Below are 20,543 nucleotides of genomic sequence, written 5' to 3' on the forward strand. Positions count from 1 at the left end.
AAACGACGGATATGACGGAAAGCTTCCATGGCCCTGATCAAGGTTGACGGCAAGGAAATCGAGGTCCCGGACCACTACACGCTGTTGCAGGCGTGCGAGGAGGCGGGCGCCGAGATTCCGCGCTTTTGCTATCATGAGCGCCTGTCGATCGCCGGCAATTGCCGCATGTGCCTGGTCGAGGTGAAAGGCGGTCCGCCCAAGGCTGCCGCGTCGTGCGCCATGGGCGTTCGCGACCTGCGCCCCGGACCCGAAGGCCAGCCGCCGGAGGTGTTCACCAACACGCCGATGGTCAAGAAGGCCCGCGAAGGCGTGATGGAGTTCCTGCTGATCAACCATCCGCTCGACTGCCCGATCTGCGACCAGGGCGGCGAGTGCGATCTGCAGGATCAGGCGATGGCCTATGGCATCGATTCCTCGCGCTTCCAAGAGAACAAGCGCGCGGTCGAGGACAAATATATCGGCCCGCTCGTCAAGACGATCATGACGCGCTGCATCCACTGCACGCGCTGTGTCCGCTTCACGACCGAAGTCGCCGGCATTTCCGAACTGGGCCTGATCGGCCGTGGCGAGGATGCCGAGATCACCACCTATCTCGAACAGGCCATGACGAGCGAATTGCAGGGCAATGTGATCGATCTGTGCCCGGTCGGCGCGCTGACATCGCGCCCCTATGCGTTCCAGGCCCGTCCGTGGGAACTGACCAAGACCGAGTCGGTCGATGTCATGGACGCGGTCGGCTCGGCCATCCGCGTCGATACGCGCGGCAAGGAAGTCAAGCGCATCATGCCGCGCGTCAACGAAGCGGTGAACGAGGAGTGGATCTCCGACAAGACGCGCTTCATCTGGGACGGGCTGCGCACCCAGCGTCTCGACCGCCCCTATGTGCGCGGCACTGACGGCAAGCTCAAGCCGGCCTCGTGGAGCGAGGCGTTCGGCGCGGTCAAGGCGGCGCTCGACGGCAAGTCCGGCGAAGCGGTCGGCGCCATCGCCGGCGATCTGGCCGGTGTCGAGGAGATGTTCGCGCTCAAGACGCTGATGGAGAGCCTTGGTTCGGCCAACATCGATTGCCGCCAGGACGGTGCCGCACTCGATCCCGCGCGCGGCCGCGCCTCCTACATCTTCAACGCGACCATCGACGGCATCGAGGATGCCGACGCGATCCTGATCGTCGGCGCCAATCCGCGATTTGAAGCGTCGGTGCTCAACGCCCGCATCCGCAAGGCCTGGCGGGCCGCGCCGATCCCGATCGGCGTGATCGGCGACATGGGCGATCTGCGCTACGATTACGAAGCGCTCGGCGCCGGTCCCGAAACGCTCAAGGATCTGGCCGACGGCAACCACAAATTCGCCTCCAGGCTGAAAAAGGCCAAACGCCCGCTGATCATCGTCGGGCAGGGCGCGATCGCGCGCGGCGATGGCGCTGCCATACTCGGACTGGCGGCCAGGCTGGCCGATCAGGTCGGCGCCGTTTCCGAAGACTGGAACGGCTTTTCGGTGCTGCACACGGCGGCGGCACGTGTCGGCGGGCTCGATCTGAGCTTCGTGCCGGGCGAGGGCGGTCTGGACGCCGCCAGGATGGTCACCGACACCGATGTCCTTTTCCTGCTCGGCGCGGACGAACTCGACCTGCGCAAACGCAAAGACGGCGCGACCACCATCTACATCGGCACCCACGGCGACGTCGGCGCACACCATGCCGACATCATCCTGCCGGCTGCCGCCTACACGGAAAAATCGGCCATCTATGTGAACACGGAAGGCCGCGTGCAGGCCACCAACCGCGCCGGGTTCGCGCCGGGCGACGCGCGCGAGGACTGGGCAATCCTGCGCGCCCTGTCCGATGTGCTTGGCCACAGGCTGCCGTTCGATTCGCTTGGCCAGCTGCGCGCCAAGCTTTTCGAGGCGCACCCGCATTTCGCCGATGTCGGCGCCATCGAACCGGGCCTTGCGTCCGATGTTCAGGCCTTGGCCAAAAAGGGTGGGCGCCTTGGCAAATCGGCGTTTGCATCGCCGGTCAAAGACTTCTATCTGACCAACCCGATAGCGCGCGCATCGGCAGTCATGGCCGAATGCTCCTCACTGGCGCGCAAGGGTTTTGCGGAAGCTGCGGAATGAGCGGTGTGACAGCCATGATGGAACGGACCACCGGCCATGTTTGAGACCTACGTGCTTCCCGGCATCCTGATCCTTGTCCATTCGCTGGCGCTGCTGGTGGTGCTGCTCGTTTTCACCGCCTTCATCCTCTATGCCGACCGGAAGATCTGGGCGGCCGTGATGTCGCGCCGCGGCCCCAACGTGGTCGGCCCGTTCGGCCTTCTGCAGTCGTTTGCCGATCTTCTGAAGTTCGTGATCAAGGAACCGATCATCCCGTCGGGCGCCAACAAGGGCATCTTCCTGCTCGCGCCCCTGGTCTCCGCGGTTCTGGCGCTTGCCGCATGGGCGGTGATCCCGGTTCAGCAGGGCTGGGCGGTTGCCAACATCAATGTCGGTATCCTGTTCGTCTTCGCCGTCTCGGCGCTCGAGGTCTACGGCGTGATCATGGCCGGCTGGGCTTCGAACTCAAAATATCCTTTCCTCGGCGCCCTGCGCTCGGCCGCGCAGATGGTGTCCTATGAAGTCTCCATCGGATTCGTCATCGTCACCGTTCTGCTGCTGGTCGGCTCGCTCAACATGACCGACATCGTCCTGTCGCAGCAGGATGGACTTGGCACACGTCTCGGCCTGCCCAACACCTTGCTGGACTGGCACTGGTTGGGCCTGTTCCCGATGTTTGTCATCTTCTTCATCTCGGCGCTGGCCGAGACGAACCGTCCGCCGTTCGATCTTGTCGAGGCCGAATCCGAACTCGTCGCCGGCCACATGATCGAGTACTCCTCGACGCCCTACATGCTTTTCATGCTCGGCGAATACATCGCCATCCTTCTGATGTGCGCGCTGACGGTGATCCTGTTCATGGGCGGATGGCTGCCGCCGTTCGATTTCGCGCCGTTCACATGGCTGCCGGGCGTCTTCTGGTTCATGTTCAAGCTGTGCCTGGTGTTCTTCATGTTCGCCATGGTCAAGACGATCGTGCCGCGTTACCGCTACGACCAGCTCATGCGTCTTGGCTGGAAGGTGTTCCTGCCGATCTCGCTGTTCATGGTGGTGGCCACCGCCGCCTTCCTGAAGCTGACGGGCTGGGCATAAGAAGGGAAGAGAGCAGATGAGCACATTCGCACAAGCCGCCAAGTCGCTGCTTCTGGCCGAATTCGTCAGCGCCTTCTTCCTGGCGATGCGCCGGTTCGTGGCGCCCAAGGCGACGATCAACTACCCGCACGAGAAGGGCAAGCTGAGCCCGCGCTTCCGTGGCGAACATGCGCTGCGCCGCTATCCCAATGGCGAAGAGCGCTGCATCGCCTGCAAACTGTGCGAGGCGATCTGCCCGGCGCAGGCCATCACGATCGAAGCCGGACCGCGCCGCAATGACGGCACGCGGCGCACGGTGCGCTACGACATCGACATGGTCAAATGCATCTATTGCGGCTTCTGCCAGGAAGCCTGCCCCGTCGACGCCATCGTCGAGGGACCCAATTTCGAGTTCGCCACGGAAACCCGTGAGGAACTCTATTACGACAAGGACAAACTGCTGGCCAACGGGGACCGGTGGGAACGCGAGATCGCCCGCAACATGGCGCTCGACGCTCCCTACCGCTAGCCGGCCGGCACAACGACAACAACAGGGCCGACGCGTTCAACCAAATGCGTCTGGTCCCGATAGGCCGGGACTGCTAGAGGGCAGCCGGCAGACCATCGATCGGGGGAACACATGCTGTTGACCGGCATCGCAGCGGCGTTCTTTTACATGTTTGCATTCATTGCAGTCGCCAGCTCCGTCATGGTGGTGGTGGCGCGCAATCCCGTGCATTCGGTGCTCTATCTGATCCTCACCTTTTTCAACGCGTCTGCGCTGTTCGTGCTGACCGGTGCCGAGTTCCTCGGCATGATCCTTCTGGCCGTCTATGTCGGCGCGGTCGCGGTCCTCTTCCTGTTCGTCGTCATGATGCTGGAAGTGAACCGCGTGACGTTCAGGAAGGGCATCGCCGAATATGCGCCCATCGGCGTTCTGGTCGGCGTCGTCATCGCAGCCCAGCTGCTCATCGTGGTCGTCGGCCAGTCTCTGGCGATCGAGCCGTCGGGCACGCCCGCCCTGCCAACACCCGATCCGGCAGCGCGGCCCAACACGGCGGCGCTCGGCGACATCCTCTATACGGACTATGTCTATTTCTTCCAGATCGCGGGGCTCGTGCTTCTGGTCGCCATGATCGGCGCCATCGTGCTGACGCTGCGCGATCCGCGCCCGCACATCAAGCGCCAGAACATTGGCGAGCAGGTCGCCCGCGACCCCGAAAAGGCGGTCGAGCTTGTCGACGTCGAAAGCGGCAAGGGACTTTGAGACCGATCACATGACCATCACCATTGCCCATTATCTGACCGTCTCGGCGCTGATGTTCGTCATCGGCATCTTCGGCATCTTTTTGAACCGCAAGTCCGTCATCGTCATTCTGATGAGCGTCGAGCTGATCCTTCTGGCGGTGAACATCAATTTCGTCGCCTTCTCGGCGCATCTGCAGGATCTGGTCGGCCAGGTCTTCGCGCTGTTCGTCCTGACCGTCGCGGCTGCCGAAGCGGCCATCGGTCTCGCCATACTGGTCGTCTTCTTCCGAAATCGCGGCTCGATCGCCGTCGAAGACGTCAACATGATGAAGGGCTGATCGCACCCATGTATCACGCCATCGTCTTCCTGCCGCTTCTGGGCGCGCTGATTGCCGGCTTCGGCGGCCGCGCGCTGGGTGCCAAGGCCTGCGAATACATCACGTCCGGCTTCCTGGTGATCGCCGCGATCCTGTCCTGGATTGCGCTGATCACGGTCGGCTTTTCGGAGGCCGAGCCGCGCACCGTTCAAGTGATGCGTTTCATCGGTTCGGGCAATCTGGACGTCAACTGGGCGTTCCGCATCGACACGCTGACGGTCGTCATGCTGGTCGTCGTCAACACGGTCTCGTCGCTGGTCCACATCTATTCGATCGGCTACATGCACGACGATCCGCACCGGCCGCGCTTCTTCGCCTATCTGTCGCTGTTCACCTTCGCCATGCTGATGCTGGTGACGGCCGACAATCTGGTCCAGATGTTCTTCGGCTGGGAGGGCGTCGGTCTCGCCTCCTATCTGCTGATCGGCTTCTGGTACAAGAAGGCATCCGCCAACAACGCGGCCATGAAGGCCTTCATCGTTAACAGGGTGGGGGACTTCGGCTTCATCCTGGGCATCTTCGGCGTTTTCGTGTTGTTCGGCTCGGTCAATCTTGACACGATCTTTGCCAATGCCGCCGCCTTCGCGTCCGTCGATGGCGAGGCGTCCGAAGCCGCCCGCGAAGTGCTGTTCCGCTTCCTGTGGATGGACCTGACCGCCGGCGAAGCGCTGACCGTGGTCTGCCTGCTCCTGTTCCTGGGCGCGATGGGCAAGTCCGCCCAGTTCATGCTGCACACCTGGCTGCCCGACGCGATGGAGGGCCCGACGCCCGTCTCCGCGCTGATCCATGCCGCCACAATGGTCACGGCCGGCGTCTTCATGGTCGCACGCCTGTCGCCGATCTTCGAATTCTCGCCCGACGCGCTGACCGTCGTCACCATCGTCGGCGCGATCACGGCCTTCTTTGCGGCAACCGTCGGTCTCGTTCAGAACGATATCAAGCGCGTCATCGCCTATTCGACCTGTTCGCAGCTTGGCTACATGTTCGTCGCGCTGGGCGTCGGCGCCTATGGCGCGGCGATGTTCCACCTGTTCACCCACGCCTTCTTCAAGGCGCTTCTGTTCCTGGGCGCCGGCTCGGTGATCCATGCGGTCTCCGACGAGCAGGACATGCGCAAGATGGGTGGCCTTCGGAAGCACATCCCGATGACCTACTGGATGATGATCATCGGCACGATCGCGCTGACCGGCGTCGGCATTCCGGGCACCTACATCGGCACCGCGGGCTTCTTTTCGAAGGACGCCATCATCGAGAGCGCGTTTGTCGGCCATAATGCGGCGGCGGGCTTTGCCTTCGGCATGCTGCTGATTGCTGCGGTCATGACCTCGTTCTACTCGTGGCGGCTGATCTTCATGACCTTCCACGGCAAGCCGCGCGCCACCGCCGATGTCATGCACCATGTCCATGAATCGCCGCCGGTGATGCTGGTGCCGCTCTACATCCTCGCCGTCGGCGCGCTGCTGTCGGGCTTTTTCTTCTATTCGGCCTTTGTCGGCCACGGCCATCATGAGGGCTGGTACAACGACTTCTTCCGCACCGCTTTGTTCGCCGGTCCGGACAATCACATTCTCGAAGAGTTCCACGAGGTGGCGTTCTGGGTGAAGGCCAGCCCGGCGGTGGCCATGCTGATCGGCCTCGTCACGGCCTGGTACATGTATATCCGCTCGCCCGAAACGCCGGCGGCTCTGGCCCGCCAGCATCGCGGCCTTTACCAGTTCCTGCTCAACAAATGGTACTTTGACGAACTCTACGACTTCCTGTTCGTCAATCCGGCCAAGCGCCTGGGCACCTTCCTTTGGAAGCGTGGCGATGGCTGGCTGATCGACGGTTTCGGACCCAACGGCGTCGCCAAACGCGTCACCGATGTGACCGGCCGCGTGGTCCGTCTGCAGTCGGGATATCTCTACCACTACGCCTTTGCGATGATGATCGGCCTGGCCGCGCTCATCACCTGGATGATGCTCGGAGGAGCCCTGTGATGGCCGGCATGCCGCTGCTTTCGCTCGTCACCTTCCTGCCGCTGGTCGGTGTCCTCGTCATCTTCTTCATCTCCGACGAGACGGAGCTTGGCCTGCGCAACATTCGCATGGTCGCGCTGCTGACGACGGTCTTCACCTTCCTGGTCTCGCTCCTGATCTGGGCCGGATTCGACACGTCCAATCCCGGCTTCCAGTTCGTCGAGGAGGCCGCATGGCTCGGCGGCGGCTTGACCTACCGGATGGGCGTCGACGGCATCTCCATGCTGTTCGTCATCCTGACGACCTTCCTGATGCCGATCTGCATCCTGGCGAGCTGGGACGCGATCAAGGACCGCGTGAAGGCCTACATGCTGGCCTTCCTGATCCTTGAAACGCTGATGATCGGCGTCTTCTGCGCGCTCGACATCGTCCTGTTCTACGTCTTCTTCGAAGGCGGCCTGATCCCGATGTTCATCATCATCGGCGTGTGGGGCGGAAAGCGGCGGGTCTACGCCTCGTTCAAGTTCTTTCTCTACACGCTGCTCGGCTCGGTGCTGATGCTGCTGGCGATCATGGCGATGTACTGGGAGGCCGGCACGACATCGATCCCCGAGCTTCTGGCCCACGATTTCCCGCCGCAAATGCAGTTCTGGCTGTGGCTGGCCTTCTTCGCCTCCTTTGCGGTCAAGATGCCGATGTGGCCGGTGCACACCTGGCTGCCCGACGCCCACGTCGAGGCGCCGACGGCGGGCTCGGTCATCCTGGCGGGTGTTCTTCTGAAGCTCGGCGGCTACGGCTTCATCCGCTTCTCGCTCGCCATGTTCCCGCTCGCCTCGGCCGATCTGGCCTGGCTTGTCTTCGCTCTTTCGGTCATCGCCATCATCTACACCTCGCTGGTCGCGATGATGCAGCAGGACATGAAGAAGCTGATCGCCTATTCGTCGGTCGCTCATATGGGCTTTGTCACAATGGGCATCTTCGCCGCCAATGTGCAGGGCGTCGAAGGCGCGATCTTCCAGATGCTGTCGCACGGCCTTGTCTCCGGCGCGCTATTCCTGTGCGTCGGCATCGTCTACGACCGGCTGCACACGCGCGAAATCGCCGCCTATGGCGGGCTGGTGCACAACATGCCGGCCTACGCGGTCACCTTCATGGTCTTCACCATGGCCAATGTCGGCCTGCCGGGAACGTCCGGCTTTGTCGGCGAATTCCTCACCCTGATGGGCCTGTTCCGGGTCAATACATGGTTCGCGGTCTTTGCGGCCACCGGCGTGATCCTGTCGGCCGGCTATGCGCTGTGGCTCTATCGCCGCGTCATCTTCGGTGCGCTGGAAAAGGAAACGCTCAAATCGCTGCTCGACCTGACGACGCGCGAAAAGGTGCTGCTCTATCCGCTCGTCGTCCTGACCATCTTCTTCGGCGTCTATCCCGCGCCCGTCCTTGACGTGATCGGACCGTCGGTCGAGGCCCTTCTTGTCGATTACAATGCGGCGCTCCAGGCGGCAGCCGCGGCCGGCGATGTCGCCGCGCAGATGAACTGAACGGACCGCTCCCGATGACCGCACAAGAACTCGCACAAAGCCTTGTGATCGCCGCGCCGGAACTGCTCATCGCCATCGGCGCGATGGCGCTTCTGATGGTCGGCGTTTTCGTCCGCAAGGAAAGCGCCAACGCGATCGTCACTTCGCTGACCGTCGCGCTGCTGGTCGCCGCGCTCGGCTGGATGGTGTTCTTCGCGCCCATGGGCCCGGCCTTCGGCGGCGCCTACGTGCACGACGCCTTCACCTTCTTCATGAAGATGCTGGTGCTGATCGGCTCGATCGTGGCGCTGGTCATGTCGGTGGGCTTTGCCCGCGAGGAGAAGTTCGACCGGTTCGAGTTCCCGATCCTGATCGCGCTGTCGACGCTCGGCATGATGCTGATGGTGTCGGCGGACAATCTCCTGTCGCTCTACATGGCGCTCGAACTGCAGTCGCTGGCGCTTTACGTGATTGCCGCCATCAACCGCGACAGCGCCCGGTCGACCGAAGCGGGCCTGAAATACTTCGTCCTCGGCGCGCTTTCCTCCGGCATGATGCTGTACGGCATCTCGCTCATCTACGGCTTCACCGGCCATATCGGTTTTGACGAGATCGCCGCTGCCGTCACCGGCGGAGAGCGTTCGATTGGCGTTCTGTTCGGCCTTGTCTTCCTGCTGACCGGGCTGGCCTTCAAGATCTCCGCCGTGCCGTTCCACATGTGGACGCCCGACGTCTATGAAGGCGCGCCGACGCCGGTGACGGCTTTCTTCGCGGCGGCCCCCAAGATGGCCGCCATGGCGATGCTCGTGCGCGTCGTCATGGACGCTTTCCAGCCCGTGACAGCGGACTGGCAGCAGATCATCGTCTTCATCTCGATTGCCTCGATGGTGCTCGGCGCATTCGCCGCCATCGGCCAGCGCAACATCAAGCGCCTGATGGCCTACTCGTCGATCGGCCATATGGGCTACGCGTTGGTCGGACTTGCCGCCGGCACCGTGGCCGGCGTTCAGGGCGTCATGCTCTATATGGCGATCTATCTGGCGATGACGCTCGGCACGTTCGCCTTCATCCTGGCCATGCGGCGCAAGGACGAAGGCAATGTCGAGCAGATCAGCGATCTGGCCGGCTATGCGTCCAACAACCCGCTGATGGCCGCCATCCTGACCGCGCTGATGTTCTCGCTGGCCGGCATTCCGCCGCTCGCCGGCTTCTGGGGGAAATGGTACGTCTTTCTTGCCGCTGTCGAAGCGGGCCTTTGGCCGCTCGCCATCATCGGCGTTCTCTCCTCCGTGGTCGGCGCCTACTATTATCTGCGCATCGTCAAAATCATGTGGTTCGACGATGCCGAGGGCCGGTTCGTGGCGCCCGCCGGCGAGTTGCGGCTGGTGATGGGCGCCAGCGGCGTGTTCGTTCTGGCCTATATCGTCTTTGGCGGGCCGATTGCCGCCTATGCCGAAGCGGCCGCCCGGACCTTCTTCTGACGCATGTCCGAGACGCTCGTCTTCGAGCCGATCCCCGGTCTGCCCGACTGGCGCGCTGCCCACGTGGCGACCACCGGCTCGACCAACGCCGATCTTGCCGCGCTGGTGCGCGAACGGTCAGCGGGCGAGGGACGCTTGTGGCTCACCGCCGGCGAACAGACGCAAGGGCGCGGCCGGCGTGGCCGGCCCTGGTCGTCGCCGCCGGGCAATCTGTTCGGCTCGCTCGTGCTGGTCGATCCGGCTCCCGTCGATCGGATCGGCTTTTTGCCACTGGTGACGGGTCTGGCCGTGCGTGACGCAGTAGCAGCCGAACTGGGCGAGGGCGGTCCATCCATCGCACTGAAATGGCCGAACGACGTCCTGATCGATGGCGCAAAATGCTGTGGCATCCTGCTTGAAAGCCTGTCGGCGCCGGACGGCACGAACGCCGTCATCATCGGCTGCGGTATCAACGTGACGTCGCACCCCCTTGATACGCCCTATCCGGCGACCCATCTCACCGCTCATCGGCCGGATGCAACGTCGCGGTCGTTGTTTCACCATCTGGCCGGCGCATTCGCCAAAGTCCTCAATGACTGGAATCGCGGCCGGAACACCACAGCGATCCGTGAGCGCTGGCTCGATCACGCGCGGGGCCGCGGACAACCCCTGACCGTCACGCTCGACAATGCGACCCATCAGGGCATCTTCGAGGATATCGACGCGGACGGATATCTGATCTTGCGCCTGCCCGACGGCACGTCCACAACGTTTGCCGCAGGCGATGTCTTCTTCAAACAACCAGGGCGGTAAACGCCGCCCGCGCCGCTTGGCGGCAAAGGAACTACATGACTGAATTGGTATTTGTACCCCTGGGCGGTGTCGGCGAGATCGGCATGAACTTCGCCCTTTACGGCTATGGGCCGAAGGAACGCCGGCAATGGCTGATCGTCGACTGTGGCGTCACCTTTCCGGGTCCTGACCTGCCGGGCGTCGACCTGGTCCTGCCGGACATCCGTTTCATCGAGGCCGAGCGCAAGAACCTCGCCGGCATCGTCATCACCCACGCACACGAGGACCATTACGGCGCGCTGCTCGCGCTGTATGAAAAGCTCTCGCCCGACGGCGCCATGCCTGTTCACATGACGCCGTTCGGCGCCGGCATGCTGGAGGCAAAGGCGCAGGGTGAACATGGCGCGCCGAAAATTCCGGTTGAAATCTACGATGGCGGCCAGCGCTTCACGATCGGCCCGTTCGAGATCGAGGCGATCGCCGTGACCCATTCCATCCCCGAACCGGTATCGCTCGCCATCCGGACGCCGGCGGGCATGGTGCTGCACACCGGCGACTGGAAGAACGACACCGACCCGGCGCTTGGCCCGCTGACCGACGAGCCACGGTTCCGCGCGCTCGGCGACGAAGGCGTGCTGGCGCTGGTCTGCGATTCCACCAACGCGATGCGCGAAGGCGAATCGCCGTCGGAGCGGCAGGTCTCCGAAGGCCTCGCGGAGGTCATCACCAACGCCTCGGGCCGCGTCGCGGTGACGACCTTTTCGTCCAATGTCGGCCGCATCAAGTCGATCGCCGAGGCGGCGCAGACCGCCGGACGCCGCGTGCTGCTGATGGGTCGTTCGATGAAGCGCGTCGTCGATGTCGCGACCGACCTTGGCTACATGGAGGGGCTCGATCCGTTTCTCGGCGAGGACGAGTTCGGCCATATTCCCCGCAACCAGGTCGTGATCATCCTGACCGGCTCGCAGGGCGAGCCGCGTGCGGCGCTGGCCAAGCTCGGCCGCGACGAGATGCGCGATGTGAAGCTGACCGCCGGCGATACGGTCGTCTATTCCTCGCGCACCATCCCCGGAAACGAGAAGGCGATCCTGGAGACCAAGAACCGGCTGATCGACATGGGCATCGAGGTGATCGAGGACACGGACGCGCTGGTGCACGTTTCGGGTCACCCGCGCCGCAACGAACTGCGGCAGATGTACAAATGGACGCGGCCGAAGATCGGTGTCCCGGTCCATGGCGAGGCGGCCCATCTGGCGGCCCACGCCAAACTGATGCGCGAGGAGGGCATTGCCGACGTCATGGACGCGCGCAATGGCGACATGGTGAGGCTGGCACCCGGCGCGCCGGAAACCATCGACGATGTGCCGCACGGACAGATCTTCAAGGACGGCAAGATCATCGGCGACGATGATGCGGTTGGTGTCAATGACCGGCGCCGCCTGTCGTTTGCCGGTCATGTCTCGGTCTCGGTGATCCTCGACCGCAAGCACGAGATCGCCGCCGAGCCGCAGGTCGTCGCGATCGGGTTGCCCCGCGCCGATGCCCATGGCGAGGATCTCGAAGACATCCTGTTCGACGCGGTTGTCGGCGCCGTCGAGAGCATGCCGCGCGGGCGCCGCAAGGACCTCGACGGCGTCGAGGACGCCGTCGGCCGGGCCGTGCGCGCAGCCGCCCGCAATGCCTGGGGCAAAAAGCCGCTCGTGACGGTGCTGGTCGACCGGGTGTAGGGAAGGGCCATGATCGGACGTTTGAACCATGTGGCCATCGCCGTGCCGGATCTGGCGGCAGCGGTGCGCAAATACCGCGACACGCTCGGAGCGACCGTCTCCGAGCCGCAGCCGCTGCCCGAGCACGGCGTGACAGTCGTCTTCGTCGAACTCGACAACACCAAGACCGAACTTCTCGAGCCTTTGGGCGAGGGCTCGCCTGTGGCCGCGTTCATCGAGCGCAATCCGGCCGGCGGCATCCATCACATGTGCTACGAGGTCACCGACATCATCGCCGCTCGCGACCGGCTTTCGGCGCAGGGCGTGCGGGTGCTCGGCGACGGAGAACCGAAGATCGGCGCGCACGGCAATCCGGTGCTGTTTCTGCACCCCAAGGATTTCGACGGCACGCTGATCGAGCTTGAAGAGGTGTCCGGCTGATGGGCTGGCTTTCGGCGGTCGCCATCTTCTTCATCATCTGGTGGGTCACGCTGTTCGCCGTGCTGCCCATCGGCGTGCGCTCGCAGGCCGAGGCCGGCCATGTCGAACCGGGCACGGAAGCCGGCGCGCCGGTCGCGCCGCGCATCGGCTTCAAGCTGTTGCTGACGACCGCCATCGCAATCGCCGTGTTCGCGGTCTTCTATTTTTTGACGGTCGTCATGGGCTGGAGCGTCGACGATCTGCCGCGCATCGTGCCGGACTACAGTTCGCGGGATTGACCGGTGGGCGTTTTCGCGCCGCCACAAGCAAAATGGCAGGACCGAAGTCCTGCCATTTCAAAACGGGTGATTTTCGTCCTCTTCCGCAGGGGAAGCGGCAGCTCCAAGAGCGCCAGAAAATCGGTTCCTCCCAAGACCTTGACCCGTTTCCGACCACGAGCGGCAAGCCGCCCTGCAGTCGAGGCCGGAAGCTAGCAACAGCGATGGCGCTTGTCACCCGTAAATTCAGGCTAACTTTTGATCCAAACGTCATAAATCGCGCCCTTTGCCTCCGTTGCGGACAAATTCGGGCCGCTTTCCCTTGAGCCTTTGCATTCGGTACCGCCCGGTCTAGAAGGTCCGCACGCGGGCCTTACGCTTGACTGATTCCGCGGCTTACATGCCGCCCTGCCTGAAGCCGGAACCTCCATGCGCCTTTCCAGATACTTTCTGCCGATCCTGAAGGAAAACCCCAAGGAAGCCGAGATCGTCTCGCACCGGCTGATGCTGCGCGCCGGCATGATCCGCCAGCAGGCCGCCGGCATCTATTCGTGGCTGCCGCTGGGCAAGAAGGTGCTCGAGCGCATCAACGATATCGTGCGCGAGGAACAGAATCGCGCCGGTGCCGTCGAGATCCTGATGCCGACCATCCAGCCCGCCGATCTGTGGCGTGAAAGCGGGCGTTACGACGATTACGGCCAGGAGATGCTGCGCATTACCGACCGGCACGAGCGCGACATGCTATACGGGCCGACCAACGAGGAGATGGTCACCGACATCTTCCGGTCCTACGTGCGCTCCTACAAGGATTTGCCGCTGAACCTCTACCACATCCAGTGGAAGTTCCGCGACGAGGTGCGTCCGCGCTTCGGCGTCATGCGCGGCCGTGAGTTCCTGATGAAGGATGCCTATTCGTTCGATCTCGATTACGAGGGCGCCAAGGCTGCCTACAATCGCATGTTCGTCGCCTATCTGCGCACCTTCGACCGCCTCGGCCTCAAATCGATCCCGATGCGCGCCGACACGGGTCCGATCGGCGGCGACCTGAGCCACGAATTCATCATCCTGGCCGAGACCGGCGAATCGGAAGTCTTCTGCCAGAAGGCGTTCATGGACATGGGTGTGCCCGGAGAGGATATCGACTTCGGCGACGACGGCGCCATCGCGGCGATCGTCGATCGGTGGACGACGCCCTATGCGGCGACCGACGAGATGCATGACGAGGCCGCATGGGCCGGCATCGCGGAGAGCGACAAGGTCTCCGCGCGCGGCATCGAAGTCGGCCACATCTTCCATTTCGGCACCAAATATTCCGAACCGCTGGGCGCAACCGTGGCCGGCCCCGACGGCAAGGACGTGCCGGTCTCGATGGGCTCCTACGGCATCGGGCCCTCGCGCCTGATCGGGGCTATCATCGAAGCCTCGCACGACGACAATGGCATCGTCTGGCCGAAAAGCGTCGCACCCTTCGGCGCGGTGATCGTCAACATGAAGCCCGGCGATGCCGATTGCGACGACTGGTCGGAACGCGCCTACGGCGCCCTGGTCAATGCCGGCATCGATCCGCTCCTGGACGATACCGACCAGCGACCGGGCGCAAAATTCGCCACCGCCGACCTGATCGGCTTGCCATGGCAGATCGTCATCGGCCCGCGTGGCGTCAAATCCGGTGTGGTCGAACTCAAGGACCGCGCGACCGGCGAAAAGCATGAACTCGATCTCGACGCCGCGATCGCCCGCGTTTCGGAGGCCTGATCGCGGTGCGCGCCACAACGCCTGAAGCGACCGAGACACAAGCGGCCGGCAACGGCCGCACGGACGGATCCGCCGGACCGTTCTCGGCCTTCGAGCGCATGATCGCCTGGCGCTATCTGCGGCCCCGCAAGAAAGAGGCAGCGGTCTCCATCGTCACGATCATCTCGCTGGTCGGCGTGACGCTGGGCGTCGCCGCGCTGATCATCGTCATGGCGGTGATGAACGGCTTCCGCGCCGAACTTCTCGACCGCATCTTGGGGCTGAACGGCCATGTCATCGTGCAGCCGATCGAGCGCCCGCTCGACGACTATGACGCAGTCGCGGCCCGCATCACCGCCGTCGATGGCGTCACGCTGGCCGTGCCGCTGATCGAGGGGCAGACGCTGGCATCGGGCAATGTCGGCGCCGGCACGGGCGCGCTGGTGCGCGGCGTGCGCGCCGAAGACTTTTCGCGCCTTGAATCGATTTCCGGCAATCTGACCGAAGGATCGCTCGTGCCGTTCGCGGCGGGTGAGGGCGTCGTTATCGGCATCCGCATGGCGCGCAATCTCGGCCTGATCGCCGGCGACCGGATCACGCTCGTTTCGCCCGACGGCGATGTGACGCCGTTCGGCACGACCCCGCGCGTCAAATCCTATCCGGTGGCGGCCATCTTCGAGATGGGCATGAGCGAATATGACGGTTCGATCATCTTCATGCCGTTCGAGGAAGCCCAGCTCTATTTCAACTCCGAAGGCGTCGCGCAACTGATCGAGATCTTCATCGACGATCCCGACGCGGTCGACGCCTACCGGCCGCTGATCGAGGAGGCCGGCGACCGGCCGATGTTCCTGGTCGACTGGCGCCAGCGCAACTCAGCGTTCTTCTCGGCGCTGGTGATCGAGCGCAACGCCATGTTCCTGATCCTGTCGATCGTCGTCCTTGTCGCTTCGCTCAACATCATCTCCAGCCTGATCATGCTGGTGAAGGAAAAGGGCAGGGGCATCGCCATCCTGCGCACCATGGGTGCCAGCCAGTCGTCGATCCTGCGCATCTTCATCATGGCCGGCACGGGCGTCGGCGTCGTCGGCACCGCCGCGGGCGTTCTGCTCGGCGTGATGGTATGCTGGAACATTCAGGGCATTCAGCGCTTCATGAACTGGGTGTCCGGCGCCGAGGTCTGGGACCCGACGATCCGCTTCCTCAGTGAGATACCGGCCCGCATGAACCCCGGCGAGACGCTGGCCGTCGTTCTGCTGTCGCTGGCCTTGTCGTTCCTTGCCGCGATCATCCCGGCCCGCCGGGCCGCCAAGCTCGATCCCGTCGAAGCGCTGAGGTACGAGTGATGACGGCGCCGGTGCTGAAACTCGAGGCTGTCGAGCGCGCCTATGAGGAAGCCGGCCATACGCTCGACGTACTGCGCGGCGCCGACCTTTCGCTGAAGCCCGGCGAAATGGTCGCGCTGGTCGCCCCGTCCGGCGCCGGCAAATCGACGCTGCTGCACACCGCCGGCCTGCTGGAGCGGCCCGATGGCGGCGAAGTGTACCTGTCCGGCCAGCCCTGCGGCTCGCTCAGCGACCGCGAGCGCACCGCCCGCCGCCGCAACGACATCGGCTATGTCTACCAGTTCCATCATTTGCTGCCGGAATTCTCGGCGCTCGAGAACGTCATGATCCCGCAAATGATTCGCGGCCTTGCCCGCCGCGAGGCGGAGACGCGGGCGCGCGAACTGCTCGACTATATGCGCATCGGCCCGCGCGCCGCCCACCGGCCCGCCGAGCTGTCGGGCGGCGAGCAGCAGCGCGTCGCCATCGCCCGCGCCGTCGCCAATGCGCCGCTGGTGCTTCTGGCCGACGAGCCGACGGGCAATCTCGATCCCGAGACGTCGTCCTACGTGTTCGAGGCACTCGAAGCCTTGGTGCGCCAGTCCGGGCTGGCGGCGCTGTTCGCCACGCACAACCATACGCTGGCCCGCCGGATGGACCGGATCGTCACCATGGACGAAGGCCGGCTGGTGCCCTTCGCCGCCGCCTGAGCGTCCCGGCACCCTTCACGCTTTGATAACCATCGGACTGCCCCGTGCAGTGGCCACCATTATGGACCCTTTACAAGCGAGCAGAAAGAGAACATGATAAGAACATAAAGGGAATAGGAGTGAATAATGCCGGAACTTGCACGCGATTTTGCCGCCTTCTTTTCGATCGCTTCCTTCGTGGCGACACTCGCCCTGATGATTGGATATCTGTGAGCCGAGCGGCCTGAACATCGGGGATTTCGCCGCACGTCTCTGGACTCTCGCCGGCCCGCAAATGACGATGGATCGTCCGCTTGGCAAAGGCGCGCGATTCCGCGCGGAAGCGGCAGGGAGAAGACGGTTTGGCACCTCAGGACCCAGCGGGCGGCGCATCGCTCATCGAGCCCGGTTTCGTTCATCTGCGCGTCCACTCGGCCTATTCGCTGCTTGAGGGCGCGCTCAAGCTGCCGCGTGTCATCGATTGGGCAAGAGACAATGGCGCCCCGGCCATTGCCGTCACCGACACCGCCAACCTGTTCGGCGCGCTTGAATTCGCGCAGAAGGCTTCGGCAGCCGGCGTCCAGCCCATCATCGGGTGCCAGTTGCCGATCCGGTTCGATGGCGAGGGCGACGATGAGCGCGGGCAGGGACGGGGCGGCAAGGGCATGACGACCGACGCGGCGATCGTGCTGCTGGCGGCCAACGAGACCGGCTACCGCAACCTCGTCGAACTGGTCAGCCGCGCCTATCTCGACGAAGACGATCTCGATTGCGTGCGCATCCATGATGGCTGGCTGGCTCAACGCGCCGAAGGCATCATCTGCCTGACCGGCGGGCCGTCGGGGCCCGTCGGCAGCGCCCTTGCCGACGGGCACCGCAAACTGGCCGAACAGCGTCTCGTCACTTTGAGGACCTTGTTCGGCGACCGGCTTTATGTCGAACTGCAGCGGCACGGATCGTGGGACCGTGCCCTTGAGGCACGGACGGTCGAACTGGCCTACCGCCATCATCTGCCGCTGGTCGCCACCAACGAGGCGTTCTTTCTGAACCGCGCGGACTTCGAGGCCCATGACGCGCTGATCGCCATCGCCGATGGCGCGCTCTTGTCGATGGACGACAGACGCCGATTGGCGCCCGACCATTGGCTCAAGCCGGCGGCTGACATGATCCGGCTGTTTTCGGACCTGCCCGAGGCGACCGCCAACACGGTCGAGATCGCGCGGCGCTGTTCCTGGTTCCCGCGCAAGATCGATCCGATCCTGCCGCGCTTTGCCGCCGTGCCCGACGGCGCGACCGCCGCCGAGGCGGAAAAGGCCGAGGCGGACGAATTGCGCCGGCAGGCGATCGAGGGCCTGAACGCGCGCCTCGAACATCAGGGGATGGCCGATGGCTATACCCGCGAAGACTATGACAAGCGGCTCGATCACGAACTGTCGATCATCGAGGGGATGAAGTTCCCCGGCTACTTCCTGATCGTTGCCGACTTCATCAAATGGGCCAAGGCCAGGGACATTCCCGTCGGTCCGGGCCGCGGCTCGGGCGCGGGTTCGCTCGTTGCATGGGCGCTGACCATCACCGACATCGACCCGTTGCGTTTTTCGCTCCTGTTCGAGCGCTTCCTCAATCCCGATCGCGTGTCGATGCCGGACTTCGACATCGACTTCTGCCAAGAACGGCGTGACGAGGTGATCCGCTACGTCCAGGACAAGTATGGCCGCGATCAGGTCGCCCAGATCATCACGTTCGGAACGCTGCAGGCGCGCGCCGTGCTACGTGACGTGGGTCGCGTGCTGGAGATGCCCTATGGCCAGGTGGACCGGCTGTGCAAGCTCGTGCCCAACAATCCGGCCAATCCGACGACGCTCGCCAAGGCCATAGAGGGCGAAGCCAAGTTCGCCGAAGAGCGCGAGCGCGAACCGATCGTCGGCCAGTTGCTCGACATGTCGCTCAAGCTCGAAGGGCTTTACCGGCACGCCTCGACCCATGCGGCGGGCATCGTCATCGGCGACCGGCCACTGTCGCAACTCGTTCCGCTCTACCGCGATCCGCGCTCGGACATGCCGGTCACCCAGTTCAATATGAAATGGGTCGAGGATGCGGGACTGGTCAAGTTCGACTTTCTCGGTCTGAAGACGCTGACGGTGCTCGAGACGGCGGTGAAGCTGCTGGCGCGGCGCGGTGTGACGATCGACCTGTCGGCGCTGCCGCTCGACGACCGGCCCACCTACGAGATGATGGCGCGCGGCGAGACGGTCGGCGTCTTCCAGGTGGAAAGCCCGGGCATGCGCAAAGCGCTGGTCGGCATGAAGCCGGACCGCATCGAGGACATCATCGCGCTGGTCGCGCTCTACCGGCCCGGCCCGATGGACAACATCCCCACCTACAATGCCCGCAAGCATGGCGACGAACAGATCGCCTCGATCCACGAGAAGATCGACCATCTGGTCGAGGAGACGCAAGGCGTCATCGTTTATCAGGAACAGGTGATGGAGATCGCCCAGGTCCTGGCCGGCTATTCGCTCGGTGAAGCGGACCTTTTGCGCCGTGCCATGGGCAAGAAGATCCGCGCCGAGATGGACAAGCAGCGCGTGCGCTTCGTCGACGGCGCCGTCGAGCGCGGCGTCTCCAGGCCGCAGGCCGACTTCATCTTCGATCTTTTGGCCAAGTTCGCCGATTACGGCTTCAACAAGTCGCACGCGGCCGCGTACGCGATGGTCGCCTACCAGACCGCCTATCTGAAGGCGCATTATCCGGTCGAGTTCCTCGCCGCGTCGATGACCTTCGACATGGCCAACACCGAAAAGCTCAACGATTTCCGGCGCGACGCGCTGCGGCTCGGCATCGAGGTCACGCCGCCATCGGTGCAGACCTCGCACCGGATGTTTGAAGTGGGCGAGAACCGCATCTTCTGGGCGCTGGCGGCGATCAAGGGCGTCGGCGAGGCGGCGGTCGACCACATCGTCGCCGTGCGTCCCGAGGGCGGTTTTGACAGCCTTGAGGATTTCGCCCGGCGCATCGATCCCAGGATCGTCGGCAAGCGCGTCTTCGAGGCGCTGATCGATGCCGGCGCGCTCGATTGTTTCGGCCATGATCGTGCCGCACTTTCCGCCGGGCTCGAAAGGATCATCGGCCTGTCGCAGCGCGTTGCCGAAGAAGCGGCGAGCGGGCAGGGCGACATTTTCGGGTCGATGGAAGCGGTGCAGCCCGAACGGCTGGCGCTACCGACGGATGCGCAATGGTCCGACGCCGAAAAGCTGATGCGCGAACTGCGTGCCATCGGTTTTTACTTCTCCGCCCATCCGCTGGACGCCTACCAGCCGATTCTCGAAAAGATGCGCGTGCAAACGCATGCCGACTTCGCCATCGCGATCAAGCGCGGCGCCGAGGCAGGCCGGCTGGCGGGCACGGTGGCGGCCCGGCAGGTTCGCCGCACACGCACCGGCAACAAGATGGGCATCGTCACCCTGTCCGACGCCACCGGCCAGTATGAGGTGGTGATGTTCTCGGAGATGCTCGACCAGTATGGCGACATGGCCGAGGTCGGAAAGAGTTTCGTCCTGACGGTCACCGTGCGCGAGCGCGAGGACGGCTCGGTCTCGCTGATGCTGACCTCGATGAGCACGCTCGACGAGCAGGCCGGCGCCGATGCGGCCCATGTGCTGCGCGTCTTCATGCGCGATGCGGAACCCGCCAAATCGGTGGCGCGCCATCTGCGCCAGAAGGGGCCGAGCCCGGTTTCGCTGATCCTCATCAAGCCCGATGGTGCGGGTGAGGTCGAGATCGAGCTGCCCGGCCAGTATGTGGTCTCGGGGCCCGTTGCCAGCGCGATCAAATCCGTGCCGGGCGTGGTCGACGTCGAACTTGTCTGAGC

The 20,543-nt window shown here is 64.0% G+C and carries 16 protein-coding genes; all 16 read left to right on the forward strand.

Annotation, left to right across the window (positions count from 1 at the left end; translation table 11 throughout):
* Window positions 1–27 precede the first annotated feature (27 nt).
* The 16 genes from nuoG (at window position 28) to dnaE (ending at window position 20,541) form a co-directional block, all read left to right on the forward strand.
* Window positions 28–2,115, forward strand: coding sequence for an NADH-quinone oxidoreductase subunit NuoG (gene nuoG, locus ACOQOU_RS16290; protein ID WP_306024716.1), 2,088 nt, complete (start codon window positions 28–30; stop codon window positions 2,113–2,115).
* Window positions 2,116–2,151: 36 nt separating this feature from the next.
* On the forward strand, window positions 2,152–3,186 hold the full coding sequence (gene nuoH, locus ACOQOU_RS16295) for an NADH-quinone oxidoreductase subunit NuoH (protein WP_109765981.1): 1,035 nt from the start codon (window positions 2,152–2,154) through the stop codon (window positions 3,184–3,186).
* A gap of 16 nt (window positions 3,187–3,202) precedes the next feature.
* Window positions 3,203–3,694: an NADH-quinone oxidoreductase subunit NuoI gene (nuoI, locus tag ACOQOU_RS16300; protein WP_109765982.1), complete on the forward strand. Its 492-nt coding sequence runs from the start codon at window positions 3,203–3,205 to the stop codon at window positions 3,692–3,694.
* A gap of 111 nt (window positions 3,695–3,805) precedes the next feature.
* Window positions 3,806–4,432, forward strand: coding sequence for an NADH-quinone oxidoreductase subunit J (locus tag ACOQOU_RS16305; protein ID WP_109765983.1), 627 nt, complete (start codon window positions 3,806–3,808; stop codon window positions 4,430–4,432).
* 10 nt (window positions 4,433–4,442) lie between these two features.
* Complete coding sequence (gene nuoK, locus ACOQOU_RS16310; RefSeq protein ID WP_109765984.1) at window positions 4,443–4,751, forward strand: NADH-quinone oxidoreductase subunit NuoK; 309 nt, start codon at window positions 4,443–4,445, stop codon at window positions 4,749–4,751.
* Between the two features lie 8 nt (window positions 4,752–4,759).
* On the forward strand, window positions 4,760–6,769 hold the full coding sequence (gene nuoL / locus ACOQOU_RS16315) for an NADH-quinone oxidoreductase subunit L (protein WP_109765985.1): 2,010 nt from the start codon (window positions 4,760–4,762) through the stop codon (window positions 6,767–6,769).
* Window positions 6,769–8,289, forward strand: a complete 1,521-nt coding sequence (locus ACOQOU_RS16320) for an NADH-quinone oxidoreductase subunit M (RefSeq protein ID WP_109765986.1) — start codon at window positions 6,769–6,771, stop codon at window positions 8,287–8,289. Before nuoL ends, ACOQOU_RS16320 begins: the two co-directional genes overlap by 1 nt.
* Window positions 8,290–8,303: 14 nt before the next feature.
* The gene (gene nuoN, locus ACOQOU_RS16325; protein WP_109765987.1) at window positions 8,304–9,749 is read left to right on the forward strand and encodes an NADH-quinone oxidoreductase subunit NuoN; all 1,446 of its coding nucleotides are present in this window, start codon (window positions 8,304–8,306) and stop codon (window positions 9,747–9,749) included.
* A 3-nt stretch (window positions 9,750–9,752) separates the two neighbouring features.
* Window positions 9,753–10,541 (forward strand): biotin--[acetyl-CoA-carboxylase] ligase, encoded by a 789-nt coding sequence (locus ACOQOU_RS16330; RefSeq protein WP_306024717.1) that lies wholly within the window; start codon window positions 9,753–9,755, stop codon window positions 10,539–10,541.
* A gap of 35 nt (window positions 10,542–10,576) precedes the next feature.
* Window positions 10,577–12,247, forward strand: coding sequence for a ribonuclease J (locus tag ACOQOU_RS16335; RefSeq protein ID WP_306024718.1), 1,671 nt, complete (start codon window positions 10,577–10,579; stop codon window positions 12,245–12,247).
* 9 nt (window positions 12,248–12,256) lie between these two features.
* The gene (gene mce, locus ACOQOU_RS16340) at window positions 12,257–12,667 is read left to right on the forward strand and encodes a methylmalonyl-CoA epimerase (protein WP_109765990.1); all 411 of its coding nucleotides are present in this window, start codon (window positions 12,257–12,259) and stop codon (window positions 12,665–12,667) included.
* Window positions 12,667–12,945: a DUF1467 family protein gene (locus ACOQOU_RS16345; protein WP_109765991.1), complete on the forward strand. Its 279-nt coding sequence runs from the start codon at window positions 12,667–12,669 to the stop codon at window positions 12,943–12,945. The genes mce and ACOQOU_RS16345 overlap by 1 nt, the downstream gene beginning before the upstream one ends.
* Window positions 12,946–13,353: 408 nt before the next feature.
* Window positions 13,354–14,679, forward strand: a complete 1,326-nt coding sequence (gene proS / locus ACOQOU_RS16350) for a proline--tRNA ligase (protein ID WP_306024719.1) — start codon at window positions 13,354–13,356, stop codon at window positions 14,677–14,679.
* A gap of 98 nt (window positions 14,680–14,777) precedes the next feature.
* Window positions 14,778–16,004 carry a lipoprotein-releasing ABC transporter permease subunit gene (locus ACOQOU_RS16355; RefSeq protein ID WP_306024877.1) on the forward strand — a complete coding sequence of 409 codons (1,227 nt, stop codon included), beginning with the start codon at window positions 14,778–14,780 and terminating at the stop codon, window positions 16,002–16,004.
* On the forward strand, window positions 16,004–16,693 hold the full coding sequence (locus ACOQOU_RS16360; RefSeq protein WP_306024720.1) for an ABC transporter ATP-binding protein: 690 nt from the start codon (window positions 16,004–16,006) through the stop codon (window positions 16,691–16,693). Before ACOQOU_RS16355 ends, ACOQOU_RS16360 begins: the two co-directional genes overlap by 1 nt.
* A 341-nt stretch (window positions 16,694–17,034) precedes the next feature.
* The gene (gene dnaE / locus ACOQOU_RS16365; RefSeq protein ID WP_306024721.1) at window positions 17,035–20,541 is read left to right on the forward strand and encodes a DNA polymerase III subunit alpha; all 3,507 of its coding nucleotides are present in this window, start codon (window positions 17,035–17,037) and stop codon (window positions 20,539–20,541) included.
* The last annotated feature ends 2 nt before the right edge of the window (window positions 20,542–20,543 follow it).

It is taken from the genome of Oceaniradius stylonematis, from assembly GCF_965223445.1.
In the GTDB taxonomy this organism is placed as follows: domain Bacteria; phylum Pseudomonadota; class Alphaproteobacteria; order Rhizobiales; family Rhizobiaceae; genus Roseitalea; species Roseitalea stylonematis.

Bases quoted from the DNA above. Each gene is read 5' to 3' on its own strand.
- nuoG (WP_306024716.1), top strand. From the start codon at position 28: ATGGCCCTGATCAAGGTTGACGGCAAGGAAATCGAGGTCCCGGACCAC.
- nuoH (WP_109765981.1), top strand. From the start codon at position 2,152: ATGTTTGAGACCTACGTGCTTCCCGGCATCCTGATCCTTGTCCATTCG.
- nuoI (WP_109765982.1), top strand. From the start codon at position 3,203: ATGAGCACATTCGCACAAGCCGCCAAGTCGCTGCTTCTGGCCGAATTC.
- ACOQOU_RS16305 (WP_109765983.1), top strand. From the start codon at position 3,806: ATGCTGTTGACCGGCATCGCAGCGGCGTTCTTTTACATGTTTGCATTC.
- nuoK (WP_109765984.1), top strand. From the start codon at position 4,443: ATGACCATCACCATTGCCCATTATCTGACCGTCTCGGCGCTGATGTTC.
- nuoL (WP_109765985.1), top strand. From the start codon at position 4,760: ATGTATCACGCCATCGTCTTCCTGCCGCTTCTGGGCGCGCTGATTGCC.
- ACOQOU_RS16320 (WP_109765986.1), top strand. From the start codon at position 6,769: ATGGCCGGCATGCCGCTGCTTTCGCTCGTCACCTTCCTGCCGCTGGTC.
- nuoN (WP_109765987.1), top strand. From the start codon at position 8,304: ATGACCGCACAAGAACTCGCACAAAGCCTTGTGATCGCCGCGCCGGAA.
- ACOQOU_RS16330 (WP_306024717.1), top strand. From the start codon at position 9,753: ATGTCCGAGACGCTCGTCTTCGAGCCGATCCCCGGTCTGCCCGACTGG.
- ACOQOU_RS16335 (WP_306024718.1), top strand. From the start codon at position 10,577: ATGACTGAATTGGTATTTGTACCCCTGGGCGGTGTCGGCGAGATCGGC.
- mce (WP_109765990.1), top strand. From the start codon at position 12,257: ATGATCGGACGTTTGAACCATGTGGCCATCGCCGTGCCGGATCTGGCG.
- ACOQOU_RS16345 (WP_109765991.1), top strand. From the start codon at position 12,667: ATGGGCTGGCTTTCGGCGGTCGCCATCTTCTTCATCATCTGGTGGGTC.
- proS (WP_306024719.1), top strand. From the start codon at position 13,354: ATGCGCCTTTCCAGATACTTTCTGCCGATCCTGAAGGAAAACCCCAAG.
- ACOQOU_RS16355 (WP_306024877.1), top strand. From the start codon at position 14,778: ATGATCGCCTGGCGCTATCTGCGGCCCCGCAAGAAAGAGGCAGCGGTC.
- ACOQOU_RS16360 (WP_306024720.1), top strand. From the start codon at position 16,004: ATGACGGCGCCGGTGCTGAAACTCGAGGCTGTCGAGCGCGCCTATGAG.